This is a genomic window from Parapedobacter brassicae, assembly GCF_051400755.1.
Lineage (GTDB): Bacteria > Bacteroidota > Bacteroidia > Sphingobacteriales > Sphingobacteriaceae > Parapedobacter.
Genome location: NZ_JBLFFL010000002.1, coordinates 555167 through 581114, shown reverse-complemented (window position 1 = coordinate 581114; position 25948 = coordinate 555167). Strand labels below are relative to the sequence as shown.

Sequence of the window (25948 nt, the reverse complement as noted above, 5' to 3'; positions counted from 1 at the left end):
ACCGCTAATCGGCTGATGGCTCTTATGTTATCTTGATGACGTAAGATTTATTCTACTTCCTTACCGCCGTCAAGCTTATCTTGCCATGCTTTCAGTTCATCAAACTTCCCTTCGGCAGCAAGCTTAGCCTGTTCCGGCCAAGTGTCGGTGACACCCGTGTTTATCCCTCCTTCTACCAGCAGCGCTTTAATATCCTCAGCTGATTTGGCGGCCAGGTCAGCAAAACCCTTTACCCCTGCTGCGCCCAGCACCTCGGCGATTTTAGGGCCGATACCTTCGATGATCGTCAGGTCATCCCCCTTGGCAGCTTTTGCTTTCTTAGGAGTCTCCGCCTTGACTTCGGCTGCAGCTTCAACCTTAGCCGCTGCTTTGGGTTTCTCGGCTACCGCTTTGGGTTGCTCGGCTACCGCTACTTCCTGTTCAACCGGAATAACCGAAACAAAAGACCGGTTATTTGCTTTTTTGCGAAATACCACCTTACCATCGATCAGTGCAAACAAGGTATGATCTTTACCGATACCTACGTTTACATCCGGATGATGTTTCGTGCCCCGTTGACGCACGATGATATTGCCGGCGATGGCTTGCTGGCCACCGAATATTTTTACTCCCAAACGTTTGCTATGTGACTCGCGGCCGTTTTTTGAACTACCCGCACCCTTTTTATGTGCCATGTCTTAATTCGTATTAGTTAAGGCAAAAAAGCCCAGTTAAACCATCTAATCTTACAACGAGATACCCGTAATCTCAATCTTGGTGAATTGCTGACGGTGCCCGTTTTTCTTTTTATACCCCTTGCGGCGTTTTTTCTTGAAAACGATGACCTTATCGCCCTTTAAATGTGACAAGATCTTAGCCGAAACCTTAGCTCCCTGTACCGTAGGGGCACCGATGGTGAATTGGCCACCATCTTCAGCTAACAACACATTGTCAAATTCAATACTAGCGCCCTCATCCCCTTGTAAACGGTGTACAAAGAGCTGTTGGTCTTTTGCAACTTTGAATTGCTGTCCGGCTATATTTACTATTGCGTACATTGTTAATGAATTAATAAATAAATTTTGTCCTTAAAATTCGAAGCGCAAAGGTAATGGTTTTATTTTGATATCAAAAACTTTATGCATAAATTTGCAACCCGTTTCAAGACGGAGTGATTAATTAACTTTATTTATTATTAAACGAAAGTATGCAACAGTACGAAACCGTTATCGTTCTTACCCCGTTGCTTTCTGAGGAGATTTCAAAGGAGGCGATTGCCAAATTTAGAACCATCCTTACCGAAGGCGGAGCCGAAATTGTCCATGAGGACAATTGGGGTTTGAAAAAACTTGCTTATCCGATTGCCAAAAAGACAACCGGATTTTATCACCTCATCGAATTCAAGGCTCCGGGTGAATTGATCAGTAAACTGGAAATTGAATACAAACGTGATGAGCGAGTAATGCGTTTCCTGACGATCAAATTAGACAAATACGCCATTGCCTACAATGAAAAGAAACGCAGTGGTGCTTTCAACAAAAAGGTCACCGCGCCGAAAACAGAGGAGGTAGCAAACTAATGGCAAACGAGCAAATCCAATACGTAACCGCTCCCAAGGTGGAGGACAATCGTAAAAAGTACTGCCGTTTCAAGAAGAATGGCATCAAGTACATCGATTACAAAGACGCCAACTTCCTCTTGAAGTTCGTCAACGACCAGGGCAAGGTATTGCCTCGTCGGCTTACGGGCACCTCATTGAAGTTCCAACGCAAAGTGGCACAAGCCGTGAAACGTGCTCGCCACATCGGTTTATTGCCTTATGTTGCTGATTCATTAAAATAAGGAGGGAAACGACATGGAAGTAATTTTGAAGCAAGACATCAAAAAACTGGGTGAGAAGGACGATATCGTAACCGTGAAACCCGGCTACGGACGCAACTACCTGATCCCTCAAGGGTTTGCCACGCTGGCGACCGAATCAGCTAAGAAAGTGTTGGCCGAGAATATCCGCCAGGCACAGTTCAAGCAAGATAAAATCAAGAAGGATGCTACCGAATTGGCAGCGAAGCTCGAAGGCGTTAAATTGACCATCGGTGCCAAAGCTGGCGAATCCGGAAAAATCTTCGGATCGGTCAACAGCATCCAATTGGCTGACGCGCTGAAAAAAGCAGGGTTTGATGTAGATCGCCGCCGCATCACCTTTGAGCAGGACCCCAAGGTGGTGGGCGAATACTTAGCCAACCTCAACCTGCACAAGGAAGTAAAGGTACAAGTACCTTTTGAAGTGGTAGCGGAGTAAGTAGCGCAAAGCATAAAGAATCAATCCCCGGGCGGCAACGCACCGGGGATTTTTTGTTTGTAAAGTGATGCCCATTAAAAAAGGTGGCGCCCCTTCATGAACGCCACCTTTCCATTTCATCGTGAAAGTTAAGGTCCCAGCCCTTTAATTCACGTCCCAGAATATTTTGGTTTCCACATCGTCCCCGCCAATCGCACTGGCAGCTGCCTCCACGTTGGTTTGGTTCAAGGTATACTCGTTGGTCACGTAAGGAAACCGTACCGGTATGGCTGAAACCGCACCTACAGCTGGCTGAAGCGCTGGATAATCCAATCGTTTCCACTCGATCCAGGCATCGTAGCCACGGTTGTAGAAAGCCAACCATTTCTGCGTACCTATTTTTTGCTTGTAATTGCCCGCCGCAGTCAGGTAATTCACTGCGGGACTCAGCAGGTAAGCGGAGGCATCGCCCTGGGTGCCCCCCCAATACAGAATAGAAGCCGTAATCGCATTGTTATAATGCTCCGCCGGGCTGCCCAGAATGCCCCAACGTGCAGCGGCTTCTGCAAGGATAAACTCCACTTCAGAATAGTCAATCAGCAGTCCCTCGAAATCCGGAGCGATAACTTTGTCACTGGCGTGCGAATTGGCCGCATAATTATTTGAGGTGCCCTGTGTGCCGCCTCGATATTGTCCATTCACCGTCGTGAAGTAGAATGGTAAACGAGGATCGTCAAGGTTAACCATTGCATCAACCATCGTTTTACCCGCGATAAAATCCTGACGCGCCGTAAATGCCGGGTTTAAATTTCCGGACACCGGATTATTATTCGGTGTTGATGTTTGATAGGCGAAGGCAGCATTGTCATCGTTGCTCGTAAAGGCCTCGGACGCAGATGACTCAATGGCTGCACGTGCGGTCGCTTCATCCACATCGGCGAGCGTGATACCCAACCGTAGTTTCAGGCTGTGCGCAAATTTCAACCAAGCTTCTGAATCGTCGCTGTATAAGAGGTCATATTGGCCGAAGTTGCCCGCACTGGGGGTAATCAGGCTGATGGCATTGTCCAAACGCACCAGCAAGTCAGCATAGATCGTCGCCGCATCATCGTATTTAGGTTGGGGTATATCTGTCAACGCTTCGCTGTATGGCACGTCACCCCATGTGTTTACCAATACCGACCAAGCATAAACGGACAGGATCTCGGTAACCGCAATCGAATTATTCTTAACGTCCCCATCCAAATTTTGGTCTGCCTCCACAAGCTCCCGGGCTTCTTTCAGATCGATTAACACCTCCCGGTAAAATGGCCCCCAATAATTCAATGGGATGTTTCGGGTAATAATGTCATACTGGGGTTCGTCTGTGTAGGTCGTCGTCGTCCATTGCTGTACGAAGAACCTGAACACGTTTAAGTTCACGCTAGGAGACGTCTGATTGTCGACCAGAGTCTTCGTGGCATTGGCAAAAAGCGATCCGGCTGGAACATCACTTGGGTTTTTCCGATCGATATTATAATCGTCTAACCCCTCTACGCATGATGCTAACAGCATCACGGGTAATATATATACTAGTAGTTTTTTCATGTCTATTCTCTATTTGATTGCCCCTCAATTAAAATCTGAAACGCACATTGAAGCCCAAACTTCTAACAGCTGGGTACGCTCCACTCTGTACGCCCTGAAAATTACCCGCACTCAACCCTTCCTCCGGATCCGAGTAAGGTACATTCTTGTGAATGATCCACAGGTTACGACCGATCAGCGATACATCGATTCCCTTGAATGCCCTAGAGGCCGCCATCCATACCGCAGGAAGCGAATAGGTCAGCGATACTTCACGTAGCTTGATAAAGCTGGCATCGTATACAAATCCAGCCTGCGGATTGTTGGAGTAACCATAGGGTGTCGTACCGTTGTCATAGGCCTCAACGCGGATATCATTCGGGGTACCATCCTCTTTCACACCTGGCAGGATCACTCCACCACCATCTTCGATAGGCACCCGCTTGGGATTGCCCAAATCATTCAGGCCAGCGGTTTCAGGATATAGGCCTGTGGCCATGCCATAATATTGGTCGAGCGAGAATACATCGCCGCCGATTTTCCCGTCAACCGAGAAGCTCAGACCAAAATCCTTATACTTAAAGAGATTCTGGACCCCGCCGGTCCAATCGGGGTTGATATCGCCAATTACCTGGTTGGCAGGAGAAGTTAGGTAATATCCGTCTTCACCGACCACCTTCTGTCCATTGTCGAACACATAATCCACGCCACGCAGGGTTCCGAAAGGTTCCCCTTTTGTCGCATTGAGCGTGATCCCGCCTTGGAAAGTAGCCAGTTGCAGATTCTCACTGTCCTCATACAAATCAACCACCTTATTTTGGTTACGTGCCAAATTGAGGTTCAATGTCCAGGAGAAGTCTGGCCTGCGCACCGGCACCACAAACGCTGCAACCTCCATCCCTTGGTTTTGGATATCGCCAGCATTTATCCAGCGTCTGCCGTAACCTGTCGTATTAGACACATCGATGGGCATGATCTGATCAAAAGTGGTCGACCGATAAAAGGTCAACTCAAAACCCGTACGTGCATTCCAAAAACTCATATCCAACCCTGCTTCCACACTCTTGGTCTGTTCCGGGCGGATATCACTATTGGCTCTACTAAGCGCAACGGAGCCCAGCAACCTGCCGTCAAACAAGGGGTTCATCACATAGGTATCCGCCAAGGCCAGCGCTGGCGCATCGGCGCCCACCTGCGCGTAGTTTAACCGGAGCTTACCGTAGGACAGCCAAGTCGACTCCGGCATAAGATTAGAGAAGATAAAGGTTCCTGCAACCGATGGATACCAGTAGATATTATTGCCCGCCGGTAAGGTAGTTGATTGATCTCTCCGGAGGGTCCCATCCAACAAGAACAATTCCTTATATCCAAACGTAACGCTTGCGAATACGCCATCCACCCCTACCCGTTCAAAGCGTTCGATGGGAGCATTGATCGGATTTATGGAATTTGACAGCGAAAACAGGTCTTCGACAATCAAACCACCATTAGTGGTCGCATCGATAGACGACAGGTAGTTCCGGCGCATATTAGTACCCAACAATCCCCGGAAGCTGATATCCGAAGTGATATCATGAGTAAAATTTAACAGCAAATCCACATTGGTTTCGCTGTATGTACGATCGAACCGGGAATATGCGGGCACGTCCGCGCCGCCGATGGCGATACGCTCCTCTTGGAATTCGTTGGAGCCATCGAATGTTACGCGGCCCACAACTTCCAGCCAATCCAGCGGTGAGTAGGTAAGCGTAGCATTGCCAAAATAGCGATCCCTTGAATCATTGTTGAAGCTCTTATATCGATTCCAATAAGGGTTGTTCGAATAGATCGGTCCGGCGATGTCCATATCGGCCCAGTTCCAGGTCTGGTTCAGTTGCTGCCGCTCGAAGGCTGCTTTCTGTTCCTTGATGTCTACGTTGGTCTGCCACCATTGACGAAACTGTTGGTTCGGGTTAGCCCCGTCATATCCAGTACCATACCGACCCAAACCATTGATTTTCGTGAAGTTAGCATCGGCGCTGACCTTCAGTTTATCGGAGATCTCATGACCACCAGAGAAGCCAAACTGATTCCGGGTGATCTTGCTATTGGGCAATACGCCCGTTTCGTCTACCCGGGTATAACCAGCCTTGAACACCGTTTTCTCCGAACCTCCGGTGATGCTCAAACTGTGTGTGGAGTTGACCGAACCCTTGTAAAATGTAGAGGGGTCATTCGCTCCTGCCACCCATGGCGTAGGCTGTCCGTATACGGATGAGGTGGTATCAAAAGCATTCCATTGATACACGAGCAGGTTGGGGTCGAAAGCCGCACCATAGCTGGCGTCTTCCGTAAAGGGTGTTACCAAGCTCTCACCCTGGCCAAAGACATCCTCGTACCAGAAATTCCCGTCGGGCGACCCATACGCTGCATCATCACCCAAATAGCGTTTGGTATACTCATTTACGTAACCAGCACCGTATTCCTTCTGGTATTTGGCAAATGTGCTCTTATCGATATGCCCAAAGGTGACCCCACTGTTCAGCGTGATGTCCAGTGTACCCTTTGTACCTTTTTTTGTCGTGATCATGATCACGCCATTGGCTGCGCGGGATCCGTACAAGGCAGTCGCCGCAGGTCCTTTCAAGACGTTAATTGACGCGATGTCGTCAGGATTGATGTCTGCTGCGGCATTACCGTAATCAAATCCGCCCCGACCGGTCGTTTGATCTGTTGTGTTGGTGGTCACATTACTAATCGGTGTACCGTCCACTACGAATAAGGCCTGGTTATTGCCGGTGATAGATTTATAACCCCGGATGATGACGTTTGTAGACCCTCCCATCGTATTGGGTTGCTTAATGTCCAATCCAGCAATCTTTCCAGAAAGGGCATTGGTAAAGTTGGGGTCGCGCGTACGCGTCACTTCCTCGCTCCGGATGGTCTGGGCAGCATACGGCAGTTCGTTCCGCTTCCGCTGAATACCCAATGCTGTTACCACCACTTCATCCAAGGCTTGTTCATCGGATTCCAGCACCGCATTGATCACATTACTGCTCCCGATGTCGACGGTTTGCGTGGTGTAGCCCAGATACATAAATTGAAGCGCGGCGGCGCTACTAGGAACGGTCAGCACGTATTCACCCTGTTCGTTGGTTTGTGTGCCAGCGGTAGTCCCCACCGCCGAAACGGATACGCCCGTAATCGGACTCCCGTCTTCAGCAGATGTCACCTTCCCACTGATCGTCCTGTCTTGTGCATATGCCGATCCGATCAGCAGTATCCCCAACGTCAGGAAACATAGTAGTTTTTGTTTCATGTGTTTTAAATTTGGTTAAAAAAAATAATAAAAAGTTGAGTTAGTTATATGTTCGAATGTAATCGACTTGGATTAGACTGATCAAACCACGACTATTCGTGTGGTTTGATCACGAGCCGGAACCGGCCAAGCTGGAAAAATGATTCAACAATTGCCACAATACCCCTTTCTTGCTGTCTTCAAAACATCTCTTTACACGCTAATGCAGGCACAGGTTAGTCACTGACATTGGAATGTATCAATACTCAATGAGCCGATTTGCTCCATTCAACTAGGTAGACGATCAAAAAAATCTGTTGAAATGTAAAAATACCCAAATAAGTGTGCTAACTTGTGCTTAACGTTTGTATATGTGCTAGTTCTATCGCTGCGTCAAAATTACAACATAATATTTTATTGACAAAAATTTAATAAAAAAAGTTAAATAAAGTTAAATGTAATTGTATGGATAAGCCGCTTTTATTAAAAAATGTCAATCGACTGGTGAATCAGCTGTAAATTCATTACTTTCGTTAGTAATTACGTTGAGTATAACATGCGTGCAAAAACCATCTTCATTATTGTGGTCACCGTATTGGTTACCATTATTCTCATGAAAAATATGGACGAGGTCAATTTTTGGATTTTCGGCACACGAACAGTCCCCAAGTTGGCGGTGCTGGGAACCATGTTTTTCATCGGCGTGGTGGTCGGTTTCTTACTCGGTCGGCCCAAAAAGAAGCTGCGCGATAAGGATGTCCCGTCGACAGATCCTCCATTTGAGGTAAAAAGGCCGTTAGACCAAGCGGACGAGGATTATCTCAGTTAGGCAGTTCAAACACCATATGATGCATATCTGCCGCATACCGATAGGTGACCTGGGCCTGATGCAGCTGCGCGATCGTTTTTACAATGGCCAATCCAAGTCCCGTTGACGAGGTATGATCTCCCGACCGATAAAAACGGGTGAAAATCCGGTCGGCATCCAATGCTTGTTTTTGACCGGTGTTGGCTATTTCGAATCGGTTTTCGCTCACCGTTATGCGGATATATCCCTCTTCATGGTTATGGACGATGGCATTTTTCAGTAGGTTGGCGATCAGCACATCTGCCAGGTCGGCATTGAAAAGCCGTTTCAGTTGTGCCTGCTCGATAAACTCCAGTTTAATGTGCTTATAGTGCAGCAGTTCTTCGAAATCCTCCATATGCTGCCGTATGCACCGATTAAAATCAACTTCTTCCTCCTTTGAAAATTGCTTATTTTCGATCTTGGATAGCAAGAGCAGTGATTTATTGAGCCTGGTCATCCGCTCTAAATATTGAATGGCATTGGCCACCAACTGAGGCTCCACTTCGCCTCCCTGTGATTGCTCGAGCAACAGCTCGAGCTTGTTGATCGCGATGGCCAACGGTGTCTGTAATTCGTGCGATGCGTTTTCGATAAATTGCTTCTGGTTTTGGAATACGGCAATATTGGCTTTGAGCAATGCTTCAACGGTGTCGTTCATGCCCTGGAACTCCCTTACCTTGGTTTGCGGTGGGTTGAACGTTTTATCTTCTCCCAATTTAAAGCGCCCCAATTCATGCTGCAATTGGTAGAAGGGGCTCCATATTTTTTTAAGCACCCAATTATTGATGATAAACGCGCTGGCGATGACGACCAGGTACAGCCAAAGCAATGCATGCAGGAAATCGGCTACTAAATCGTCTTCTTCTACCATGGAGGCGATAATGCGCAGCTCGTAATACCGGCCATCTTGTGTAGAAAAATAGGTGGTGAGCATGCGCAGGATCTCGAAGTCTTCTTCATACTCCATATACATGGCGGTATCTTTGAATACTTCGGTAGCGTGCAATGCCACTTCCTGCTCAACGGGCCGGATCGCATAGTTGCTCTCGCCAAAGTGCCGCTTGTTCAATAACGAAGTGTCTTGATTTGCCTTTTTGATGATCAGCAGTTTATAGTTTTCCAACCCATCGTCTATGCTATCATACACCTCATCCATCATGGTGAAGTAAAAAACAACCGCCCAGATACCCAAGATGAAGACCAACGAGGCCGATAGGTAACGCAGCGTGTGGTTGAGCAGCTTCATCTATACGGTTAATTTATAACCTACCCCATATACGGCTTGGATTTCCAGGCTGGCGCCGTGGTCTTTCATTTTTTTGCGCAGGTTTTTGATTTGGGAATAAATGAAGTCAAAATTATCCGCATTGTCCATGTGATCCCCCCACACGTGTTCAGCCAAGGCCGATTTATAGATCAACCGGTTTTTGTTGACGACAAAAAAAGCCAAAATATCGAATTCTTTGCGGTTGAGGTGAATATCCACATCGTCTATGCGCAACGTCCGCCCGTCGAAATCCAATTCCATATTATTCAGTATCACTACATTGCGCCCGCCTAATGCTTTTCTTCGCAACACGGCTTTGATACGTGCATTTAACTCGGCGAGGTGGAATGGCTTGGTCAGGTAGTCGTCGGCACCGAGCTCTAGGCCTTCCAGTTTGTCGTCCAGCGAATCTTTTGCCGAAATGATAATGACGTTATCGCGCTTCTGTTTTGATTTGAGCGCTTTGAGTACTCCCAGTCCATTCCCATCGGGCAGCCCCACGTCCAGTATAATGCAATCGTAATCGTAGAGCGAAACTTTCTCCATGGCCGAATGAAAATCAACCGCGGCCTCCACGATGTATTGCTCTTTTTGCAGGAATTGGGTGATGTTATCCCGCAATCCTTGTTCGTCTTCGATGATGAGCAGCTTCATTCCGGTTATCGTTATGGATACACGCTCCCCTTCGCTGCTTCTAACGTGTTTTTCAGCAGCCCGATGATGGTCATCAGCCCGACGCCCCCGGGTACGGGTGTGATCCAGGACGCCTTCGGCGCGACCTGCTCAAAATCGACATCTCCATACAGTTTGTACCCCGACTTGGTTTCGCTGCTGACCTCCCGATTGATGCCGACATCGATCACGATGGCGCCTGCCTTGACCATGTCGGCGGTGATGAAGTGCTTCTTTCCGATGGCAGCGACGACGATATCGGCCCGCAGTACTTCTTCCTTGATGTTTTTGGTGCGGCTGTGGGTGAGCGTTACGGTGCAATTGCCGGGACGGTTATTGCGGGCGAGCAGGATGCTCATCGGGCTCCCGACGATGTTGCTCCGCCCCACCACCACGGCATGCATGCCCGAAGTGTCGATCTCATAGTATTCGAGCATCAGCAGGATACCATACGGCGTAGCCGGGATGAAACAGGGCAGGTTGCGCTGCATCCGGCCCAGATTGACAGGATGGAAACCGTCTACGTCCTTCCGGTGGTCGATGGCTTCGGTAACGCGCTCGGGATCGATGTGTTTCGGCAACGGAAGCTGCACAATAAGTCCGTCTACCAAGGGGTCTGCATTCAGCTCCTTAATTTTACTGATCAGCGTGTCTTCCGAAATATCGTCCTCGTAGTGAATGTTGGTGGACTCAAAGCCGACCAGCTCGCAGTTGCGCATCTTACTGGCTACATAGGTCTCGCTTGCGCCGTCGTTGCCGACGAGAATGGCTACCAAGTGTGGCTTTCTGCCCGTCGCCGCAAAAAAAGCAGCAGCCTCTTGCTTGATGTCTTCCTTTATTTTCGCTGAAACCAGTTTTCCGTCAAGTAATTGCATATTCTTCTGAGATTATAGACAACAGATAACCTTCGTCCAATGTCTAATGTCTGTTGTCTCATGTCTAATGTCTCGTGTCTGATGTCTAGTGTCTAATGTCTAATGTCTCGTATCTAACATCTAATCCAATTTCAGCACCGCCATGAAAGCCGACTGTGGTATTTCCACATTGCCTACCTGGCGCATGCGTTTTTTTCCTTTCTTCTGCTTTTCCAACAGCTTACGTTTCCGGGAGATGTCACCACCGTAACACTTGGCGGTCACATCTTTACGCAGGGCGCGGATGTTTTCCCGGGCGATGATCTTGGCGCCGATGGATGCTTGGATGGCGATTTCAAATTGCTGCCGGGGCAATAACTCCTTCAACTTTTCGCAAATTTTCTTCCCGAAGTCATAGGAATTGCTCCGGTGGATGAGCGACGAAAGCGCATCCACGGGTTCGCCGTTCAACCGGATATCGAGCTTGACCAGATCCGACTGCCGGTAGCCGATCTGATGGTAATCGAATGAGGCGTATCCTTTGGATATCGTTTTCAGCTTGTCATAAAAATCGAAGACGATCTCCCCCATCGGCATTTCAAAGGCCAGTTCCACCCGATCTGCCGTGAGGTACGATTGGTTGATGAGAATGCCCCGTTTTTGGATACAAAGCGACATGACGGGTCCGACAAATTCAGCCTTGGTAATGATGCTGGCTTTGATATAGGGTTCTTCCACGTACTCCAGCTTGCTGGGGTCGGGCAGGTCAGACGGGTTGTGCACCATGATTTCCTCACGGCCTTTGGTGAGGTACGCTTTGTACGACACGTTAGGCACAGTCGTGATGACCGTCATGTCAAACTCCCGTTCCAGTCGCTCCTGTATGATCTCCATGTGGAGCATACCGAGGAATCCGCACCGGAAACCGAATCCCAGCGCGGCGGAAGACTCGGGCTCGAACACCAGCGAGGCATCATTGAGCTGCAGGCGGTGCATGCTCTCGCGCAATTCCTCATAATCTTCGGTATCCACGGGATAGATGCCTGCAAACACCATGGGTTTCACCTCTTCAAATCCCTGGATCGCCTCCCTGCTCGGACGGGCCACCTGCGTAATGGTATCGCCCACTTTCACCTCACGGGCCTCTTTGATACCGGATATGATGTACCCCACGTCGCCAGTACGAATGACGTCCTTGGGTAGCTGATTAAGCTTCAACGTTCCGATTTCCTCCGCGATGTATTCCTTGCCCGTAGCAATGAACTTCACGCGGTCGCCTTTACGAATCTCACCGTTCTCCACCTTGAAGTAAGCCATGATGCCCCGGAATGAATTATACACCGAATCGAAGATCAGGGCTTGAAGCGGTGCATCCGCGTCGCCCACCGGATGAGGGATCCGATCTACGATGGCCTCCAATATGTCGCTGACGCCAAGTCCCGTCTTGCCGGATGCCGGGATGATGTCTTCGCGTTTCCCGCCGATGAGCTCGACGATCTGGTCTTTCACCTCCTCCGGCATCGCACCGGGCAGATCCATCTTATTCAGTACGGGAATGATTTCCAGATCATGCTCCAATGCAAGGTATAGGTTGGAAATGGTCTGGGCCTGAATGCCCTGCGCAGCGTCTACAATGAGCAGCGCGCCTTCGCAAGCCGCAATAGAGCGCGATACTTCATAGGAAAAATCCACGTGTCCGGGCGTGTCAATGAGGTTCAATATGTATTCCTGCCCGTCTTTCAGGTAATTCATCTGGATGGCATGGCTCTTGATCGTGATGCCGCGCTCCCGTTCCAGATCCATGTTATCCAAGAGCTGGGCCTGCGCTTCCCGCTGGGTAATGGTCTTGGTATACTCCAACAGCCTGTCCGCCAGCGTGCTTTTACCATGATCTATGTGTGCAATAATGCAAAAATTGCGGATCTGTTTCATACCAATCGACTTCAAACGGCAAAGATAATTTTTTGGCGGGATAAATATGCCAAAGGTTTGTATCTTTGATGTAAACAACGGAACGATTGCCATGCAACTATCCATCGTGTTGACGAGTAAATACCGATTATTGAGCCTTGCCGCCATTGTGGATGTGTTCGAAACCACTAACCGTTTCCTCAAGGGGGATCATCGGCCCGAATTGTTCCAGATTTCATTGGTGGGTGCGAGCGCCGACCCGGTGATCCCTGACAGCATCCGCCACCTGCCTTATGCGATGCTCTCCGCCGATCGGTCATACGATGTCATTTTTGTGCCGGCCTTTGGACCGGTTGACTTGGCGCAGACCGTTCATGAAAACAGCTGTTTCATTCCCTGGCTGCGCGAGCAGTATGCCCAGGGGGCGACGTTGGCGAGCAACTGCACGGGAGCGTTCCTGCTCGCTGCATCGGGATTGCTCAACAATCGGCGGGCCACCACCCATGTAGATGCCGCAGATAAACTGGCTGCCGACTTCCCTAAAATCAAGCTGCAGCAGGATGCCGTGGTGACGCATGATGCCAATATCTACACCAGCGGCGGGGCCACCAACGGCTTTCACCTTAAACTGGCGCTGATACAGAAATATTGCGGCCGCGAGATGGCTATCCGCATTGCCAAGACGTTTTCCATCGACATGGACCGCGAAAACCAGGCGCATTTCGGTCACTTCTCGCCCGTGGAGACACACGACGACGAGTTGGTGATGCGTGTGCAGCACAAGATCAAGAACCAGTTTCCGGCGATTAAGAGCATTGAAGAAGCCATTGCCGACATCCCGGCCAGCAGACGGAATTTTGTCCGCCGGTTCAAGCAGGCCACCGGCCTCACCCCGATCCGATACTTGCAAAAAACAAAGATCGAAGCCGCCAAGAAACTGTTGGAAAACACCGAAAAAGGCTTATTTGAGATCATGCTTTCAGCCGGATATAACGACATGAAGAATTTCAGGCAACTTTTCAAGGACAATACGGGAATGACGCCAAAGGCATATCGGGATAAGTTCGCGATGCGGTTGGACCCCTTGATTTAAGCGGATCACATCAACGGCCAGTTGAAACCCGACCGAAGGCGCTGTCTTTTCCCGTTCCTGCCCGAAATTCTTGCTGCCTCAATGATCTCCAGTACATGGAGGGCATGCTCCACGGCGATTAGCGGCGCCGTTCCGGTGACCAGCGATTCCGATACGACGCTTGCACCCTGCTGCCATACATAATCCCCCGCGTCTGGCACGAAACGCTGCGGGTTTTCCCCGTCATAAGTGGCCAAATCGACACCGAAAGGCGCCCAATCATAGCCAACCAGCCCCATGTTGCCATGTGTCCCCCAAATCGTTATGGTATGCTTTTCCTGCCCCACGCCTTCGTGCCCATACGGATCGAAATAATTGAACCCGCATTGCACATGTGAGAGCACACCGTTGCCATGGTCCATCAATACCATTGCATTGTCTTCTGCTTGCACCGGTATTGTTCCCTTATCATCGACGGTGCGCTCAGGTGTGACGATGCTGGTCATTGCCGTTACGTACTTTGCCGGACCGAGCAATCCCGTGAGTGTGGCGATGTTATATACGCCGAGATCGGGCAGGCTGCCGCCGAGTTTCTCATAGAAAAACGCCGACCACGTGGGACCAAGGTGGCCGTAGTGCCCATGGGCGGAAGAAACCTTGCCCAGCTTACCTTCACGGATGGCCTTTGCCATAAAGGCAAACTGCGGGCTGTTTACTACTGCGGGGGCACTCCAAATATGCATTCCTTTTTGTCGCGCCAGATCAAGCAATGCCTTGCCTTCACGATAGGTATTTGCCATGGGTTTTTCACTCCATACGTGCTTGCCTGCCAACAGGGCCTGCCTATTCAGGCGACCGTGCTCCTGCATATCGGTGAGATTAACCAATAAATCGAAGGGCTCGCCACGCAACATGTCGTCAATATGCGGATAATGAAACGGGATGCCGTACTTCTCGGCCGCAGCTTTCGCGCGTGCCGGTTTGATATCACAAACCGCCACCAGCGTGACAAAGGAAGAAGCCGACAGGTGCGGCAGGTACATGTTGGAGACACTTCCGCAGCCGATTACGCCGACGTTGATTTTCTTGTCGGGGACACCCCGTTGCTGTGCGTACGCCGCCAATGGGGCAAGCAGGGTTGTTGCAGCCAGGGTAGCCGCATGCTCAAGGAATGCTTTACGCGAAATATGATCCATAACTCGGTTTATTATACCCAAAGATAAGCATAACAAAAGTGAAGTTCAGCTTCCATGTTTTTGTTAGATTATTTTTACCTTCGAACTCGGACATGCGGAGATAAAACGATTATGAAGTTTACGATGTTACGCTATCAATCAGGATGCCTGCTCGTTGCTGGCATGTTGCTGGTGTTTTTAGCCAACGCACAGCCCAAGCCTGGAAAAGAAACCATCGAGGTGCCTTTCCCGCCGGAATACCGCTGGAAGAGCAAGGCCATTCCCAAGGATACGAAAGGCATACGCAGTACGCTGTACACGGTCAGCGGAAAAAATACCGAAAATGCCCCGGTACAAACCGTCACCATCACCACCATCGACCGGCGCTACTACCCGATGAAGGCCGAAGGATCGCCCCAGGAAAAGTGGGAATATGAAAAGGCAGGCTGCCCGGAGGCCACGCTGGAGGTAATAGACCGGAAGGTCACAGACGGCCGTACGGCCATCCTCTATGCCATCAAATCCACCCGATCAGCCGACGGCGAATGCGGGTCAACGGTATTGCTGACCTACGTGGCGGAAGGTCCTACCGCATTCCATACGGTTGAATTAGCCATTCCGACGCAGCACTTCACGCCATCGGTATCCCAGCAATGGTATCATGCCTTATTGCAAAGCCGCATCGAATAGCCACGGGCGGGCGTCACAGGACGACCCGCTTACCCCGTTCGGCTGATTCCCTGGCCGCCTGCAAGATCTCCACGACGATGAGGTTATTCGCCAAGGAAGATAGATCAGCAGTGGTATCGACAGTTCCCTTCAATGCCGCCTGCAAATAGGCCAGGTGATCATCGAAATATCCTTTCATGAGCGGTACCTCTTCCTGCTTTTTGGGATTCGCATAACGCACCAGTGTATTCCCATCTACCGCGTGCAGGGATGCATGATCGCCGTACACCTGCATATCTTTAATGCTGTACGGCCAGTCCCACGAGGCCTGTATAACGCCGGTTACGCCGCCCGCGTATTCGAGTATGATGGTCGCATCGTCATCCACGTGGGGATATACCGCCGGTTTCAGCTGGCGGGTCACGGCGGTCACCGCTACGGGCCGCGCTCCTTTCATCAGCCAGGTCATCAGGTTGGCGCCGTAGCACCCGAAATCGATCAACGCCCCTCCCCCATTTTTCTTGGGGTCGGTGAGCCAGCTGAGAAAGGCTTCACTGCACCCGATCTCCCTTGGCCCCTGATGTCCGTCTTTGACGATTACTTTTTTCACCTGGCCGACCGCGCCCTCGTCAATCTGTTGCTTCAGGGTCTGGTTGCTGGCATACCAGGTGGTTTCGTAGTTGGTGAATACCGGTGTGTCGTAGCGATCGGCCAGCTCGGCGATGCGCGTTGCCTGCTTATTATTGATCGCCAAGGGCTTCTCCACCATCAGCGGTATCTTCAAGGGCAGGCAGGCTTCGGCGACCGTTACGTGTTCCGAAATGGCGTTATACGCCAGCACGACATCGGGCCGCACCGCTTGCAATAGCTCATCAACCGTCGTGAAGAATAGCGAGTCGGGGAGCTTATACCGGCCCTGCATGTGGCGTACTAGGCCACTGTCGGATTCGGCGATCCCCAGGATATCAATTTCCCTGCGTTGATACGCACTGAGCAACGGGTGGACATGATCATGGCTCAATCCGGCAATCGCCACTTTTAAGCGATCTTGGGCGAGTGCATCGCTAACAAACAAGAGCATGAGTGCGAAAAACAGTTTCGCAGCACGATGAGTTGGCATTATCATTGTAATCATCTTCAAACAATCAATTGATTCAATATCAAAAATGGATTTGGAATCAAGTATATGCAAAAAAATCGAAAGTCATATCCCATCTTGTCCAATAATAATTAACATATATTTCCTATGTTTACAGCAGAAAAGTTATCGTATATGAAAACCGTAAATCGTTGTATATTAATGGCCTTCATTGGGTCTTCAGCCATTTCTTACCAAGCTTGTAAGCCCAAACAGGTGGTGCTCCAGCCGGCTGCCGAAGTCGTTGAACGGGAAATGCCCGAGGAACGTGTCGTTGCAGAGCCGACCCAGAAGGCGCCTGAACAGGCGCCGACTAAGCCAGATCCGGCACCGGTGGCTCCGCCGAACTACACGTTCAAAAACATTCTATTTGAATATGACTCGCACGTGCTGAAAACCGAATCCTATGCGATCCTCGATCACATCGGCCGGGAAATGCAGAAAGATCCGAATGCCAAATTTCTGATCGACGGCCATGCCTCTATCGAAGGTACGGCGGAGTACAACATGGAGCTGTCCATTGACCGGGCAAATGCCGTTAAGCTGTACCTGGTCAATTCGGGCATCAACGCCGATAACCTGACAGTCAATGGCTTTGGCGCTACCAAACCCGTGGCATCCAACGATTCGGAGTCCGGCAGGGCAACCAACCGGCGCGTAGAAATCAAGCATGTAGACTAACTAGCGAGATGGTCGACTTGAAGTACAGCCAACGGGGGGTATCTGCAGGTAAGGAGGATGTGCACAATGCCATCAAAAACCTCGATAAGGGGTTATTCCCGAAGGCTTTTTGCAAGATCATCCCCGATATATTGGGCGGAGATACGGCCTGGTGTAATATTATGCATGCCGATGGGGCCGGTACTAAGTCTTCCTTGGCCTACGTCTACTGGAAAGAGACCGGCGATGCTTCCGTGTGGCGGGGCATCGCGCAGGATGCCGTGGTCATGAACCTCGATGACCTGCTCTGCGTAGGGGCCACGGATAATATCTTATTGTCATCCACCATCGGGCGCAACAAGCACCTGATTCCCGGATCGGTCATCGCGGAGATCATCAACGGTACGGAGGAGATCCTGGCCGAACTCCGTGACCTCGGCATCGGCATTTATTCCACCGGCGGCGAGACGGCGGATGTGGGCGACCTGGTGCGCACCATCATCGTCGATAGCACCGTCACCTGCCGGATGAAACGCGATGATGTGGTGTCCAATCATCGCATACAAGCGGGTGATGTCATTGTGGGGCTGGCATCGTACGGCCAGGCAGGCTATGAGCGGGAGTACAATGGGGGCATGGGGTCTAACGGGCTTACCTCGGCGCGGCATGACGTGTTTGATAAAACCGTCGCTGCCAATTTTCCCGAGAGCTACGACCCTGCGGTGCCCCAGGAGTTGGTTTTTGCTGGAACCAGGGGATTGACCGAGACGATCGATATCCCCAGCCACGGGCCTATTACCGTCGGCAAGCTGGTCCTATCCCCTACCCGTACCTACGCCCCCGTCATCAAGCGGGTGCTCGATGAATACCGCCAACAGATCAAGGGCATGGTCCATTGCAGTGGCGGAGCGCAGACCAAGGTGTTGCATTTTATCGATGACCTCCATATTATCAAAAACAACCTCTTTGACATACCACCGTTATTCCAACTGATCCAAGCGGAATCCGGCACCAGTTGGCAAGAGATGTACAAAGTATTCAATATGGGACACCGGATGGAGTTATATGTGCCCGAGTCCATTTCGGCCGATATCATTCGCATCTCGCAAGAGTTCGGTATCGCCGCACAGGTGATCGGCCATGTGGAAACGGCGGAGGTGAAACAGGTGACGATTGAATCGCCCAGTGGGACGTATATCTATTATTGATTGACCGATCAGCCGCGCTCAGCAAAAACGTATGCAGGTTTCTCCAAAGTTGAAGACGATCGGCTGGAAGGATGTCGTAGACTTGCCGGATTTAGGCCTCCGGGGCATCCCGGCAAAAATCGATACCGGCGCGCGCACTTCCGTGCTGCATTGCAGTCTCGTGCGGTTGGTCAAAAGAGGTCGCAAGCAGTATGTCGAATTTCGTCCATTGGATGAACGATCGGGACATCAGGCCAACACGTATACCTTTCCCTTCCACAGCGAACGAAAAGTAAGAAATTCGTTCGGACAAGAAGAAAACCGCTACATCATCAATACCTTCGTCCTTTTGTTTGGCGAATTGCATCCCATCGAGCTGTCGCTGCGTGACCGTTCGGGCATGGAGTTTCCGATACTATTGGGTCGGTCTTTCATTCGCAAAAAATTCCTCGTTGATGTTTCGCGAACAAACCTATCCAAAAAATCAGTCAAAGGCCGCAAGTAATACCTAAACAGCACAGCACACATGAAGATCGCCGTATTATCAACAATCAAAAGCCTTTACTCGACACGCAGACTGGTGGAAGCCGCCAAGTTGCGCGGACACGAGTGCATCGTGATTGACCATAGCCAATGCTATGTGGGCATCCGGCAGGGCAAACCGAGTATACACTATAAGGGGCAGGATATCTCCGATATCGATGCCATCATCCCCCGCATCGGCGCATCAGTCACCTTCTATGGGTCGGCTATCGTACGCCAGTTTGAAGTGATGGGCGTCATATCGGCCAATCCCAGCCAATCCATCACCCGCTCCCGCGATAAGCTGCGCTGTATGCAGATCCTCTCCGGCGCGGGGATCGGCATGCCTACCACCGGTTTTGCGCGGCGGACCCGCGACGTGGACGACCTGATCAAGATGGTGGGGGGACCGCCGCTGGTGATCAAATTGCTGGAAGGCACCCAGGGGATCGGCGTGGTGCTGGCCGAAACAAAAAAAGCCGCCTCATCCGTGATCGAGGCATTCTATGGGCTGGGCAATAATATCTTGATCCAGGAATATATCAAAGAATCCCGGGGTACGGATATCCGTGCATTCGTGGTGGACGGCAAAGTGGTCGGTGCCATGAAGCGCACGGCTAAAGAGGGCGAATTTCGGTCAAACCTGCACCGCGGCGGCACGGCCGAAGTGATCAAACTGAATAAGGCCGAGCGCGAAACCGCCATCCGGGCAGCACGTGAGTTGGGACTTACCGTATGCGGTGTTGACTTGTTGCCGTCCGATCGGGGACCGCTGGTGCTCGAGGTCAATTCATCCCCCGGACTTGAAGGCATTGAAAAAGCGACCCACAAGGACATCGCCGGCGAAGTCATCGCCTTCCTTGAAAAACGGTATATCATGAAACAGCAGACCAAAAAAGAGCGTAAGGTCAAGGCCGGACCGAAACTCTAAATTTGAAGATCGGCGCGGTAATATCTACGGATAACGCTATATTTACCAGCCTAAACAGATCATAACCATGATAAGCAGTATATGGAGTGCCATCCAGTGGAATATTAAACCCGAAATATTCAGTATCGGTAGTTTTGAGCTGCGGTATTACACCTTATGTTTCCTGCTGGCGTTTATCAGCAGCTATGTCCTTATGCTGCATATTTTCAAGCGTGAGCACAAGCCGCAGGAATTGCTGGATCAGCTGAGCATCTACATTTTCATCGGCACCTTGCTGGGCGCGCGCCTGGGCCATTGCCTATTTTATGAATTTGATTATTATAAGGACCATCCACTGGAGATGATTTTGCCTTATACGTACGTCAATGGCAAGTTTACCCTCACCGGATTCCATGGACTGGCCAGTCACGGTGGTGCCATTGGTATCTTGGCAGGCATCTTTCTTTTCTGCCGCAAAACGAAAACTGATTTTCTATGGATCACCGACCGGCTGGTGATCGTCATTCCCCTGGCAGGCGCTTTCGTCCGCATCGGCAATTTTTTCAACTCCGAGATCATTGGCCTGCCCTCCGATCTGCCATGGGCGGTAGTCTTTGAGCAGATCGATACGGTACCCAGGCATCCGGCGCAACTGTATGAGGCCGTTTGTTACGTGCTCATCTTTATCCTGCTGTGGAATATCTATCACCGAAAACCGCTCCTGAAACCGGGATTCCTCTTCGGCCTGTTCCTGATCCTGCTCTTCGGTGCGCGGTTTGTCTTGGAATTTGCGAAGGAGAATCAGGAAGCATTTGAGGAGGGAATGACGTATAACATGGGACAGCTGCTGAGTCTTCCGTTTATCGCCATAGGGGTTTACCTGCTGGTTAGACCTTACAAAAAGAAGGCACCCGCAAAAAAATAAACTCCCGAGGCGGAAACAAAATAGTAACTTTGTCGCTTCATGACAGCTGCAAAGAGACGCCGCTTTTTCATCTTCCTTACGCTCGGCTTATTGTCGGCTATCGGGCCATTTTCCATCGATATGTACCTGCCGGGCTTCGATTCGATCGCAGCCAGTCTGGACACCACGGTGGCACACATCCAGCTGTCGCTCACTTCCTTTTTCGTGGGTATTGCGTCAGGCCAGATCGTTTACGGTCCGCTGCTCGATCGCTATGGGCGCAAAATTCCGCTGATCGTCGGATTGATCATCTATATTGCCGCATCCATCGGCTGTGCGTTGACCAATTCGGCCGATAATTTGATCATTTACCGCTTTATCCAAGCGTTGGGCAGTTGCGGCGGTATGGTCGCCTCACGGGCCATGGTGAGGGACTTCTTCGGTCCGTCGGAAAGCGCAAAGGTTTTTTCCCTGCTCATGCTGGTTATCGGCATTTCGCCGATACTGGCCCCCACGGTGGGCAGCTTTGTCATCGCGCATTGGAATTGGCATGGCATATTCCTTGTCCTGGCGGTGATCACCACCCTGATCCTGCTGGCAGTCGTCTTTTTCCTTCCGGAAAGCAAGGGACCAAACCCCGAAATGTCCCTCATGCCCCGACCCATCACGCAGTCGTATTGGCAAGTATTTAAAAATCGGCAGTTTTTTACCTATGCATTTGCCGGCGGTCTGGCGTCGTCGGGATTATACGCTTACCTCGCGGGATCGCCCTTTGTGATGATCACGCTTTACGGGTTGAATGAAAAGCAATATGGATTGGTCTTTGCGCTGATCGCCTCCGCGCTGATCACGGCAAGCCAACTGAACAGTTTTCTGCTCAATCGCTACAGCAGCGAAAAGGTGGCGAAAATAGCATTGATCGTACAGTCGTCCGTCGGGTTGATACTGACCGCGCTGTGTGTCACCGATACCATCAACCTGTATACGATGGTGGCCCTGATCTTTCTGTTCCTCGGTTCGCAGGGATTTGTCTTCCCGAATACTTCCGCATTGGCCCTCGGACCGTTCAGCCGGTTGGCGGGCAGTGCTTCGGCATTGTTGGGCAGCTTACAGATGGCCATCGGGGCGCTTTCATCCGGATTGGTGAGCTATTTTCATAACGGGACGACCATCCCCATGGCAGGCATGATGGCTGGCTGTGCTTGCCTGAGCCTGTTCATCCTCCTCGTATTCCGGCCGCGCGAAACCAATGGGCAGCGTGCGCTACCGCTATAACGATCTCAGCAACGCCGTCACCGCGAGCCGGTAGCCTTCAAGGCCGAAGCCGCAGATCACCCCTTTGCAGTTTTTAGCCAGGTACGAATGATGCCGGTAAGATTCCCGCGCATACACATTGGAAATGTGAACTTCCACCACCGGAGCGGTCACCGCTGCGATGGCATCAGCTATAGCCAATGAAGTATGGGTATAAGCACCTGCATTGAGGACGATACCGTCAACAGAAAACCCCACTTCATGGATCTTATCGATGATGGCACCTTCGTGGTTACTCTGGAAATAAGACAATTCCACCTCGCCGTACGATGCCCGCAACGTTTCGAAGTAGCTCAGGAAATCTTGGTCGCCGTAAATGCCCGTTTCCCTTACGCCTAAGAGGTTTAGGTTCGGACCATTAATGATGATGATTTTGCTCATACCGTTGCAATATCACAAAAAATTCCGACAGGCTAAAAATCATAATAGAAATTACGGAACGATCCACGCAATCCAAGTGTTAACATGCCGGTCTGCGGGTGTCTCCCCTGCTCGGGTATCCCGTGCCGCCGATATACGGCACCGACTTCCACCCGCAGGTTGTATTTCGGGTTAAACAAGTAGGATATCCGACCATCGGCGTATAACAGGTTGTTTTTAACACCTTGTGCGATACGGTTGTCGTAAACCTGTATATGGGTAGCGTATGTTTTGAAAATATCCCCCCCATAGTTCGTCAGGGAGTCCGGATCCGAACCGAACTGCCCCCAAGTGCCCTGCAAAGAAAAGTCAAACCGCTTGTATGAATAATTCAGGATGCCGACCAGTTCTCGGAAATTGCTCCCCAACGGATGGGCCAGTGGCTGGCCATAGTTGCTGTAATTGCTCACCGGATCGAAATGCGCATACGTATACGGACGAGCGGTGTTGTACTCCGCCAGGAAATTCAAATCCTTGACACCAAACGCATCGAACCCCCGGAAACCCAATTGGGCCGCCCACTTATTATTCACATGTCCTCGTCCGCTGAAAAATTCACTGGCCACAAATTCCCCCAATAGAAACTGTCCATAAACGGTCAAATTCTTCAGCGCCTTATACTTCGTATTCAACCCCAAATGCATTTTATCTGGAGAAGACGTATTGGTCAGCTCAACTGGTCGCATGAAAATGATCGGATTGAAATAGTTGAAATCAAACCCCCGGCGGCCGGCGGCATTTTTGGCCCCCCACACCACCGACTGGAAAAGCCCCACCGAAAACCGGTTATTCACGTTCCAGTCCAGGTACTGAAAGGCTCCCCATTTCCAATTATCGCCCGCCCGCCGTGTCGAATCCAGCGAACGGGGATGCATCGGGTCCAGCATATAGGTCCACATGCTCATATACTGCACATTTCCCAATTTGCCGGTCAGTTTCAAGGCGGTGTAATTCGACGAAATGTCCGAAAGCAGCATGGAGCGGTACCCATCCCCGATAAACTGCTTATCGTAGGCCAGCGTCACATTCAAGTACTTGTTTACCGTATAGGACATCGTAGCCGACCCATACATCCAGTCCTTTTTTCGGGGGCTGGATGTCATGGTCTTCCCATACCCTTGTCCGGGTGTAACTGTATGCTCGAAGATATACCGATCCAAGTATTCCGGAAATACGCCTTGATTCTCGAAGAAGTTCACATAAAGCGAAAAGTTATCTTCGATCGTCACCCCGGCCTGGGCCCCCCTCGTATTCAGCCAAGTCGTCCGGCCGCCCCCGGCGAAATCACGCCCGAGCTGAAAATCCGGTAGGAAATCCGCATAAAATGTATGGTCGTCTTTTTTGATGTCGATCAGGTGCTCATTGTACAGCTTGCGACCCCACCACGAATGCCGCTCCGCCACACCCAGCTCCATCAGCGAATCATAACGCGGCTGCAGCGCCTCGTCGATGATCATGGGTTTCACCGAGGTGTGCAGGCGCGTATCTGCATCGTACAGGACATTATTGAGTTTCTGATAAAAATGATAAGAATAAGGTTGGTAAGTCGACTGGGCATTGGCCACAAAAGCTTGACTGCTCAACATGACAGCGAATAGCATCACCCAGCAGCAACGATCGCATAAATGTTTAATCATAGCGAAAAAAATCAGTCAGCAAAGATAACATTGCCTTCCAACAATTAAGCCATTAATGCACACGAATGCAAGATTTTAAATGCTAAAACGAATTTGCGCTGTGAGATTAGCTAATTTTTCGCATATTGCACTGCTAAAAGCGAGTACCAAAAGAAACCCTATATCGATAACAAACCAGTTGGAAATGAAACGACGAACATTCATCCAGAACACCGCAATGCTTAGCGCCGGAATATGGGCAGGCAAATTCCCCACGGCCGCCGCCGCTCAGGATTTCCCGACCGTACGGGTCGCCGAAAACCAGCGGCATTTTTCAAGCGGCGCCATTGAACGTGCCATCCGCGAATTTCAAGGCAAGGTAGGAAACCAAGAACTCGGCTGGCTGTTTGGCAACTGCTTCCCCAACACGTTGGATACGACGGTCTTTCCCGAAGAAAAGAACGGGAAGCCTTATACCTACGTCATCACGGGCGATATCGACGCCATGTGGTTGCGCGACAGCTGTGCGCAGGTATGGCCATACCTGCCGTTCATGGCGGCGGACAAAAAGCTGCAACGGCTCATCGCCGGTTTGGTCAACAAACAGAGCCAGTGCGTCAACATCGATCCCTATGCCAACGCGTTCTATAACGACCCGACCAAAGTGGGCGAATGGGGAACCGACCATACCGACATGAAACCCGGTATCCATGAGCGCAAATGGGAGATCGACTCGCTCTGCTATACCATACGCCTGGCGCACGGGTACTGGAAAACCACGGGGGATACGACACCTTTCGATGCGGAATGGGTGGCCGCACAGCGCAACATCCTCAAAACATTCAAAGAACAGCAACGCAAGGAAAACCTCGGTCCCTACCGCTTTGAGCGCACCACCGCCCGGGGTTCTGACACGCTGCAAGTAGACGGATATGGTTACCCGGTCAAACCGGTGGGATTGATCTGCTCGAGCTTCCGGCCAAGTGACGATTCCAGCGTATTCTCGTTTCTCATCCCATCCAATCTGTTTGCCGTCGTCAGTTTACGCCAGTCGGCCGAGCTGCTCGCCAAGGTTGCCAACGAACAGGCATTGGCCACGGAAATGCGCAACCTTGCCGATGAAGTGGAAAAAGCGATAAACGAACACGGCATCGTAGATCATCCCCTGCACGGCCGGGTGTATGCCTACGAAGTGGACGGATTCGGCAGCTACCTGATGATGGATGACGCCAATATTCCCAGCCTGCTATCGCTTCCATACCTCCATGCGGTGGATGTCGACGACGCCGTGTATCAGCGCACACGCGCTTACGTCCTTTCCGAAAACAATCCCTTTTTCTTCAAGGGCGCGGTAGCCGAGGGCATCGGCGGACCCCATATCGGGCGTGATATGATTTGGCCGATGGCCATCACCATGCGGGGACTCACCTCCACGGATGACCAGGAAATCGCCACCTGCATCGAATTACTGCGGAAAACCCACGGAGATACCGGTTTTATGCACGAATCTTTTCACAAAGACGACCCCAAGAAATTCACCCGTAAGTGGTTTGCCTGGGCCAATACATTATTTGGCGAATTTTTATGGAAAACTTATCAGGAAAAACCATCTTTGTTAAAATGAAATTGAGACGTGAGACATTAGACAAGAGACATTAGACATCAGACACGTACTTGTCTCATATCTCACGTCTCATATCTCATATC

25 protein-coding genes are annotated in these 25948 nt (G+C 50.6%); 13 read left to right on the top strand and 12 right to left on the bottom strand.

All coding sequences use genetic code 11. The features are described from left to right. Positions 1-47: 47 nt before the first annotated feature. Entirely contained in the window at positions 48-674 is a 627-nt protein-coding gene (gene rpmA / locus ACMGDE_RS07925; RefSeq protein WP_436832238.1) for a 50S ribosomal protein L27, read from the bottom strand. 51 nt (positions 675-725) lie between these two features. Continuing rightward, on the bottom strand, positions 726-1037 hold the full coding sequence (gene rplU, locus ACMGDE_RS07920) for a 50S ribosomal protein L21 (RefSeq protein ID WP_436832237.1): 312 nt from the start codon (positions 1035-1037) through the stop codon (positions 726-728). Positions 1038-1186: 149 nt separating this feature from the next. Between rplU and rpsF the strand changes: the two genes are divergently transcribed. From rpsF to rplI, 3 genes are read left to right on the top strand one after another with little or no spacing between them, the layout of a single operon-like run. Beyond that, positions 1187-1558: a 30S ribosomal protein S6 gene (gene rpsF / locus ACMGDE_RS07915; protein WP_436832236.1), complete on the top strand. Its 372-nt coding sequence runs from the start codon at positions 1187-1189 to the stop codon at positions 1556-1558. Continuing rightward, a complete protein-coding gene (gene rpsR / locus ACMGDE_RS07910; RefSeq protein ID WP_188506631.1) occupies positions 1558-1821 on the top strand; it encodes a 30S ribosomal protein S18 in 264 nt (87 codons plus the stop codon). Before rpsF ends, rpsR begins: the two co-directional genes overlap by 1 nt. A gap of 13 nt (positions 1822-1834) precedes the next feature. Then, entirely contained in the window at positions 1835-2278 is a 444-nt protein-coding gene (gene rplI, locus ACMGDE_RS07905) for a 50S ribosomal protein L9 (protein ID WP_436832235.1), read from the top strand. Positions 2279-2422: 144 nt separating this feature from the next. Here the strand turns inward: rplI and ACMGDE_RS07900 are convergent, their stop codons facing one another. Both ACMGDE_RS07900 and ACMGDE_RS07895 read right to left on the bottom strand, forming a co-directional pair. Then, positions 2423-3844: a SusD/RagB family nutrient-binding outer membrane lipoprotein gene (locus tag ACMGDE_RS07900; protein ID WP_436832234.1), complete on the bottom strand. Its 1422-nt coding sequence runs from the start codon at positions 3842-3844 to the stop codon at positions 2423-2425. 28 nt (positions 3845-3872) lie between these two features. Further along, a complete protein-coding gene (locus tag ACMGDE_RS07895) occupies positions 3873-7121 on the bottom strand; it encodes a SusC/RagA family TonB-linked outer membrane protein (RefSeq protein ID WP_436832233.1) in 3249 nt (1082 codons plus the stop codon). 535 nt (positions 7122-7656) lie between these two features. Here ACMGDE_RS07895 and ACMGDE_RS07890 point away from each other — a divergent pair. Next, positions 7657-7929, top strand: coding sequence for a hypothetical protein (locus ACMGDE_RS07890; protein ID WP_436832232.1), 273 nt, complete (start codon positions 7657-7659; stop codon positions 7927-7929). Here ACMGDE_RS07890 and ACMGDE_RS07885 read toward each other — a convergent pair. The 4 genes from ACMGDE_RS07885 to lepA form a co-directional block, all read right to left on the bottom strand. Next, entirely contained in the window at positions 7922-9196 is a 1275-nt protein-coding gene (locus ACMGDE_RS07885; RefSeq protein WP_436832231.1) for a sensor histidine kinase, read from the bottom strand. The two genes, ACMGDE_RS07890 and ACMGDE_RS07885, sit on opposite strands and share 8 nt — an antisense overlap. Continuing rightward, the gene (locus tag ACMGDE_RS07880; RefSeq protein ID WP_436832230.1) at positions 9197-9871 is read right to left on the bottom strand and encodes a response regulator transcription factor; all 675 of its coding nucleotides are present in this window, start codon (positions 9869-9871) and stop codon (positions 9197-9199) included. Positions 9872-9882: 11 nt separating this feature from the next. Next, positions 9883-10764, bottom strand: a complete 882-nt coding sequence (locus ACMGDE_RS07875; protein WP_436832229.1) for a bifunctional 5,10-methylenetetrahydrofolate dehydrogenase/5,10-methenyltetrahydrofolate cyclohydrolase — start codon at positions 10762-10764, stop codon at positions 9883-9885. A 120-nt stretch (positions 10765-10884) separates the two neighbouring features. After that, positions 10885-12675 (bottom strand): translation elongation factor 4, encoded by a 1791-nt coding sequence (gene lepA, locus ACMGDE_RS07870; RefSeq protein WP_436832228.1) that lies wholly within the window; start codon positions 12673-12675, stop codon positions 10885-10887. 91 nt (positions 12676-12766) lie between these two features. On the opposite strand from lepA, the gene ACMGDE_RS07865 reads away from it, so the two are divergent. Next, a complete protein-coding gene (locus ACMGDE_RS07865; protein ID WP_436832227.1) occupies positions 12767-13747 on the top strand; it encodes a GlxA family transcriptional regulator in 981 nt (326 codons plus the stop codon). Between the two features lie 5 nt (positions 13748-13752). Here the strand turns inward: ACMGDE_RS07865 and ACMGDE_RS07860 are convergent, their stop codons facing one another. Beyond that, on the bottom strand, positions 13753-14922 hold the full coding sequence (locus tag ACMGDE_RS07860) for a Gfo/Idh/MocA family protein (protein WP_436832226.1): 1170 nt from the start codon (positions 14920-14922) through the stop codon (positions 13753-13755). A gap of 111 nt (positions 14923-15033) precedes the next feature. Between ACMGDE_RS07860 and ACMGDE_RS07855 the strand changes: the two genes are divergently transcribed. Then, entirely contained in the window at positions 15034-15591 is a 558-nt protein-coding gene (locus ACMGDE_RS07855; RefSeq protein WP_436832225.1) for a hypothetical protein, read from the top strand. A 13-nt stretch (positions 15592-15604) separates the two neighbouring features. Here ACMGDE_RS07855 and ACMGDE_RS07850 read toward each other — a convergent pair whose 3' ends face one another. Beyond that, entirely contained in the window at positions 15605-16690 is a 1086-nt protein-coding gene (locus ACMGDE_RS07850) for a Gfo/Idh/MocA family protein (RefSeq protein ID WP_436832224.1), read from the bottom strand. Positions 16691-16843: 153 nt separating this feature from the next. Between ACMGDE_RS07850 and ACMGDE_RS07845 the strand changes: the two genes are divergently transcribed. From ACMGDE_RS07845 to ACMGDE_RS07820, 6 genes are all read left to right on the top strand, one after another. Beyond that, positions 16844-17389 carry an OmpA family protein gene (locus ACMGDE_RS07845; RefSeq protein ID WP_436832223.1) on the top strand — a complete coding sequence of 182 codons (546 nt, stop codon included), beginning with the start codon at positions 16844-16846 and terminating at the stop codon, positions 17387-17389. A gap of 8 nt (positions 17390-17397) precedes the next feature. After that, complete coding sequence (locus ACMGDE_RS07840) at positions 17398-18576, top strand: AIR synthase related protein (RefSeq protein WP_436832222.1); 1179 nt, start codon at positions 17398-17400, stop codon at positions 18574-18576. Between the two features lie 31 nt (positions 18577-18607). Then, positions 18608-19060, top strand: a complete 453-nt coding sequence (locus ACMGDE_RS07835; protein ID WP_436832221.1) for an ATP-dependent zinc protease family protein — start codon at positions 18608-18610, stop codon at positions 19058-19060. Between the two features lie 21 nt (positions 19061-19081). Continuing rightward, positions 19082-20008: a 30S ribosomal protein S6--L-glutamate ligase gene (gene rimK / locus ACMGDE_RS07830; RefSeq protein ID WP_436832220.1), complete on the top strand. Its 927-nt coding sequence runs from the start codon at positions 19082-19084 to the stop codon at positions 20006-20008. Positions 20009-20075: 67 nt separating this feature from the next. Beyond that, positions 20076-20912, top strand: a complete 837-nt coding sequence (lgt, locus tag ACMGDE_RS07825) for a prolipoprotein diacylglyceryl transferase (protein WP_436832219.1) — start codon at positions 20076-20078, stop codon at positions 20910-20912. 39 nt (positions 20913-20951) lie between these two features. Then, entirely contained in the window at positions 20952-22166 is a 1215-nt protein-coding gene (locus ACMGDE_RS07820) for a multidrug effflux MFS transporter (RefSeq protein ID WP_436832218.1), read from the top strand. On the opposite strand, the gene aroQ is transcribed toward ACMGDE_RS07820, so the two are convergent. Together aroQ and ACMGDE_RS07810 are read right to left on the bottom strand one after the other, a co-directional pair. Next, a complete protein-coding gene (gene aroQ, locus ACMGDE_RS07815; RefSeq protein ID WP_436832217.1) occupies positions 22161-22586 on the bottom strand; it encodes a type II 3-dehydroquinate dehydratase in 426 nt (141 codons plus the stop codon). The genes ACMGDE_RS07820 and aroQ overlap by 6 nt on opposite strands. 32 nt (positions 22587-22618) lie before the next feature. Then, on the bottom strand, positions 22619-24262 hold the full coding sequence (locus tag ACMGDE_RS07810) for a gliding motility protein RemB (RefSeq protein WP_436832216.1): 1644 nt from the start codon (positions 24260-24262) through the stop codon (positions 22619-22621). A gap of 184 nt (positions 24263-24446) precedes the next feature. Between ACMGDE_RS07810 and ACMGDE_RS07805 the strand changes: the two genes are divergently transcribed. Next, positions 24447-25865, top strand: coding sequence for a glycoside hydrolase family 125 protein (locus tag ACMGDE_RS07805; protein ID WP_436832215.1), 1419 nt, complete (start codon positions 24447-24449; stop codon positions 25863-25865). Positions 25866-25948 lie beyond the last annotated feature (83 nt).

Coding starts and splice junctions, on each gene's coding strand:
- rpmA (WP_436832238.1), bottom strand. CDS start 674: ATGGCACATAAAAAGGGTGCGGGTAGTTCAAAAAACGGCCGCGAGTCA.
- rplU (WP_436832237.1), bottom strand. CDS start 1,037: ATGTACGCAATAGTAAATATAGCCGGACAGCAATTCAAAGTTGCAAAA.
- rpsF (WP_436832236.1), top strand. CDS start 1,187: ATGCAACAGTACGAAACCGTTATCGTTCTTACCCCGTTGCTTTCTGAG.
- rpsR (WP_188506631.1), top strand. CDS start 1,558: ATGGCAAACGAGCAAATCCAATACGTAACCGCTCCCAAGGTGGAGGAC.
- rplI (WP_436832235.1), top strand. CDS start 1,835: ATGGAAGTAATTTTGAAGCAAGACATCAAAAAACTGGGTGAGAAGGAC.
- ACMGDE_RS07900 (WP_436832234.1), bottom strand. CDS start 3,844: ATGAAAAAACTACTAGTATATATATTACCCGTGATGCTGTTAGCATCA.
- ACMGDE_RS07895 (WP_436832233.1), bottom strand. CDS start 7,121: ATGAAACAAAAACTACTATGTTTCCTGACGTTGGGGATACTGCTGATC.
- ACMGDE_RS07890 (WP_436832232.1), top strand. CDS start 7,657: ATGCGTGCAAAAACCATCTTCATTATTGTGGTCACCGTATTGGTTACC.
- ACMGDE_RS07885 (WP_436832231.1), bottom strand. CDS start 9,196: ATGAAGCTGCTCAACCACACGCTGCGTTACCTATCGGCCTCGTTGGTC.
- ACMGDE_RS07880 (WP_436832230.1), bottom strand. CDS start 9,871: ATGAAGCTGCTCATCATCGAAGACGAACAAGGATTGCGGGATAACATC.
- ACMGDE_RS07875 (WP_436832229.1), bottom strand. CDS start 10,764: ATGCAATTACTTGACGGAAAACTGGTTTCAGCGAAAATAAAGGAAGAC.
- lepA (WP_436832228.1), bottom strand. CDS start 12,675: ATGAAACAGATCCGCAATTTTTGCATTATTGCACACATAGATCATGGT.
- ACMGDE_RS07865 (WP_436832227.1), top strand. CDS start 12,767: ATGCAACTATCCATCGTGTTGACGAGTAAATACCGATTATTGAGCCTT.
- ACMGDE_RS07860 (WP_436832226.1), bottom strand. CDS start 14,922: ATGGATCATATTTCGCGTAAAGCATTCCTTGAGCATGCGGCTACCCTG.
- ACMGDE_RS07855 (WP_436832225.1), top strand. CDS start 15,034: ATGAAGTTTACGATGTTACGCTATCAATCAGGATGCCTGCTCGTTGCT.
- ACMGDE_RS07850 (WP_436832224.1), bottom strand. CDS start 16,690: ATGCCAACTCATCGTGCTGCGAAACTGTTTTTCGCACTCATGCTCTTG.
- ACMGDE_RS07845 (WP_436832223.1), top strand. CDS start 16,844: ATGAAAACCGTAAATCGTTGTATATTAATGGCCTTCATTGGGTCTTCA.
- ACMGDE_RS07840 (WP_436832222.1), top strand. CDS start 17,398: ATGGTCGACTTGAAGTACAGCCAACGGGGGGTATCTGCAGGTAAGGAG.
- ACMGDE_RS07835 (WP_436832221.1), top strand. CDS start 18,608: ATGCAGGTTTCTCCAAAGTTGAAGACGATCGGCTGGAAGGATGTCGTA.
- rimK (WP_436832220.1), top strand. CDS start 19,082: ATGAAGATCGCCGTATTATCAACAATCAAAAGCCTTTACTCGACACGC.
- lgt (WP_436832219.1), top strand. CDS start 20,076: ATGATAAGCAGTATATGGAGTGCCATCCAGTGGAATATTAAACCCGAA.
- ACMGDE_RS07820 (WP_436832218.1), top strand. CDS start 20,952: ATGACAGCTGCAAAGAGACGCCGCTTTTTCATCTTCCTTACGCTCGGC.
- aroQ (WP_436832217.1), bottom strand. CDS start 22,586: ATGAGCAAAATCATCATCATTAATGGTCCGAACCTAAACCTCTTAGGC.
- ACMGDE_RS07810 (WP_436832216.1), bottom strand. CDS start 24,262: ATGATTAAACATTTATGCGATCGTTGCTGCTGGGTGATGCTATTCGCT.
- ACMGDE_RS07805 (WP_436832215.1), top strand. CDS start 24,447: ATGAAACGACGAACATTCATCCAGAACACCGCAATGCTTAGCGCCGGA.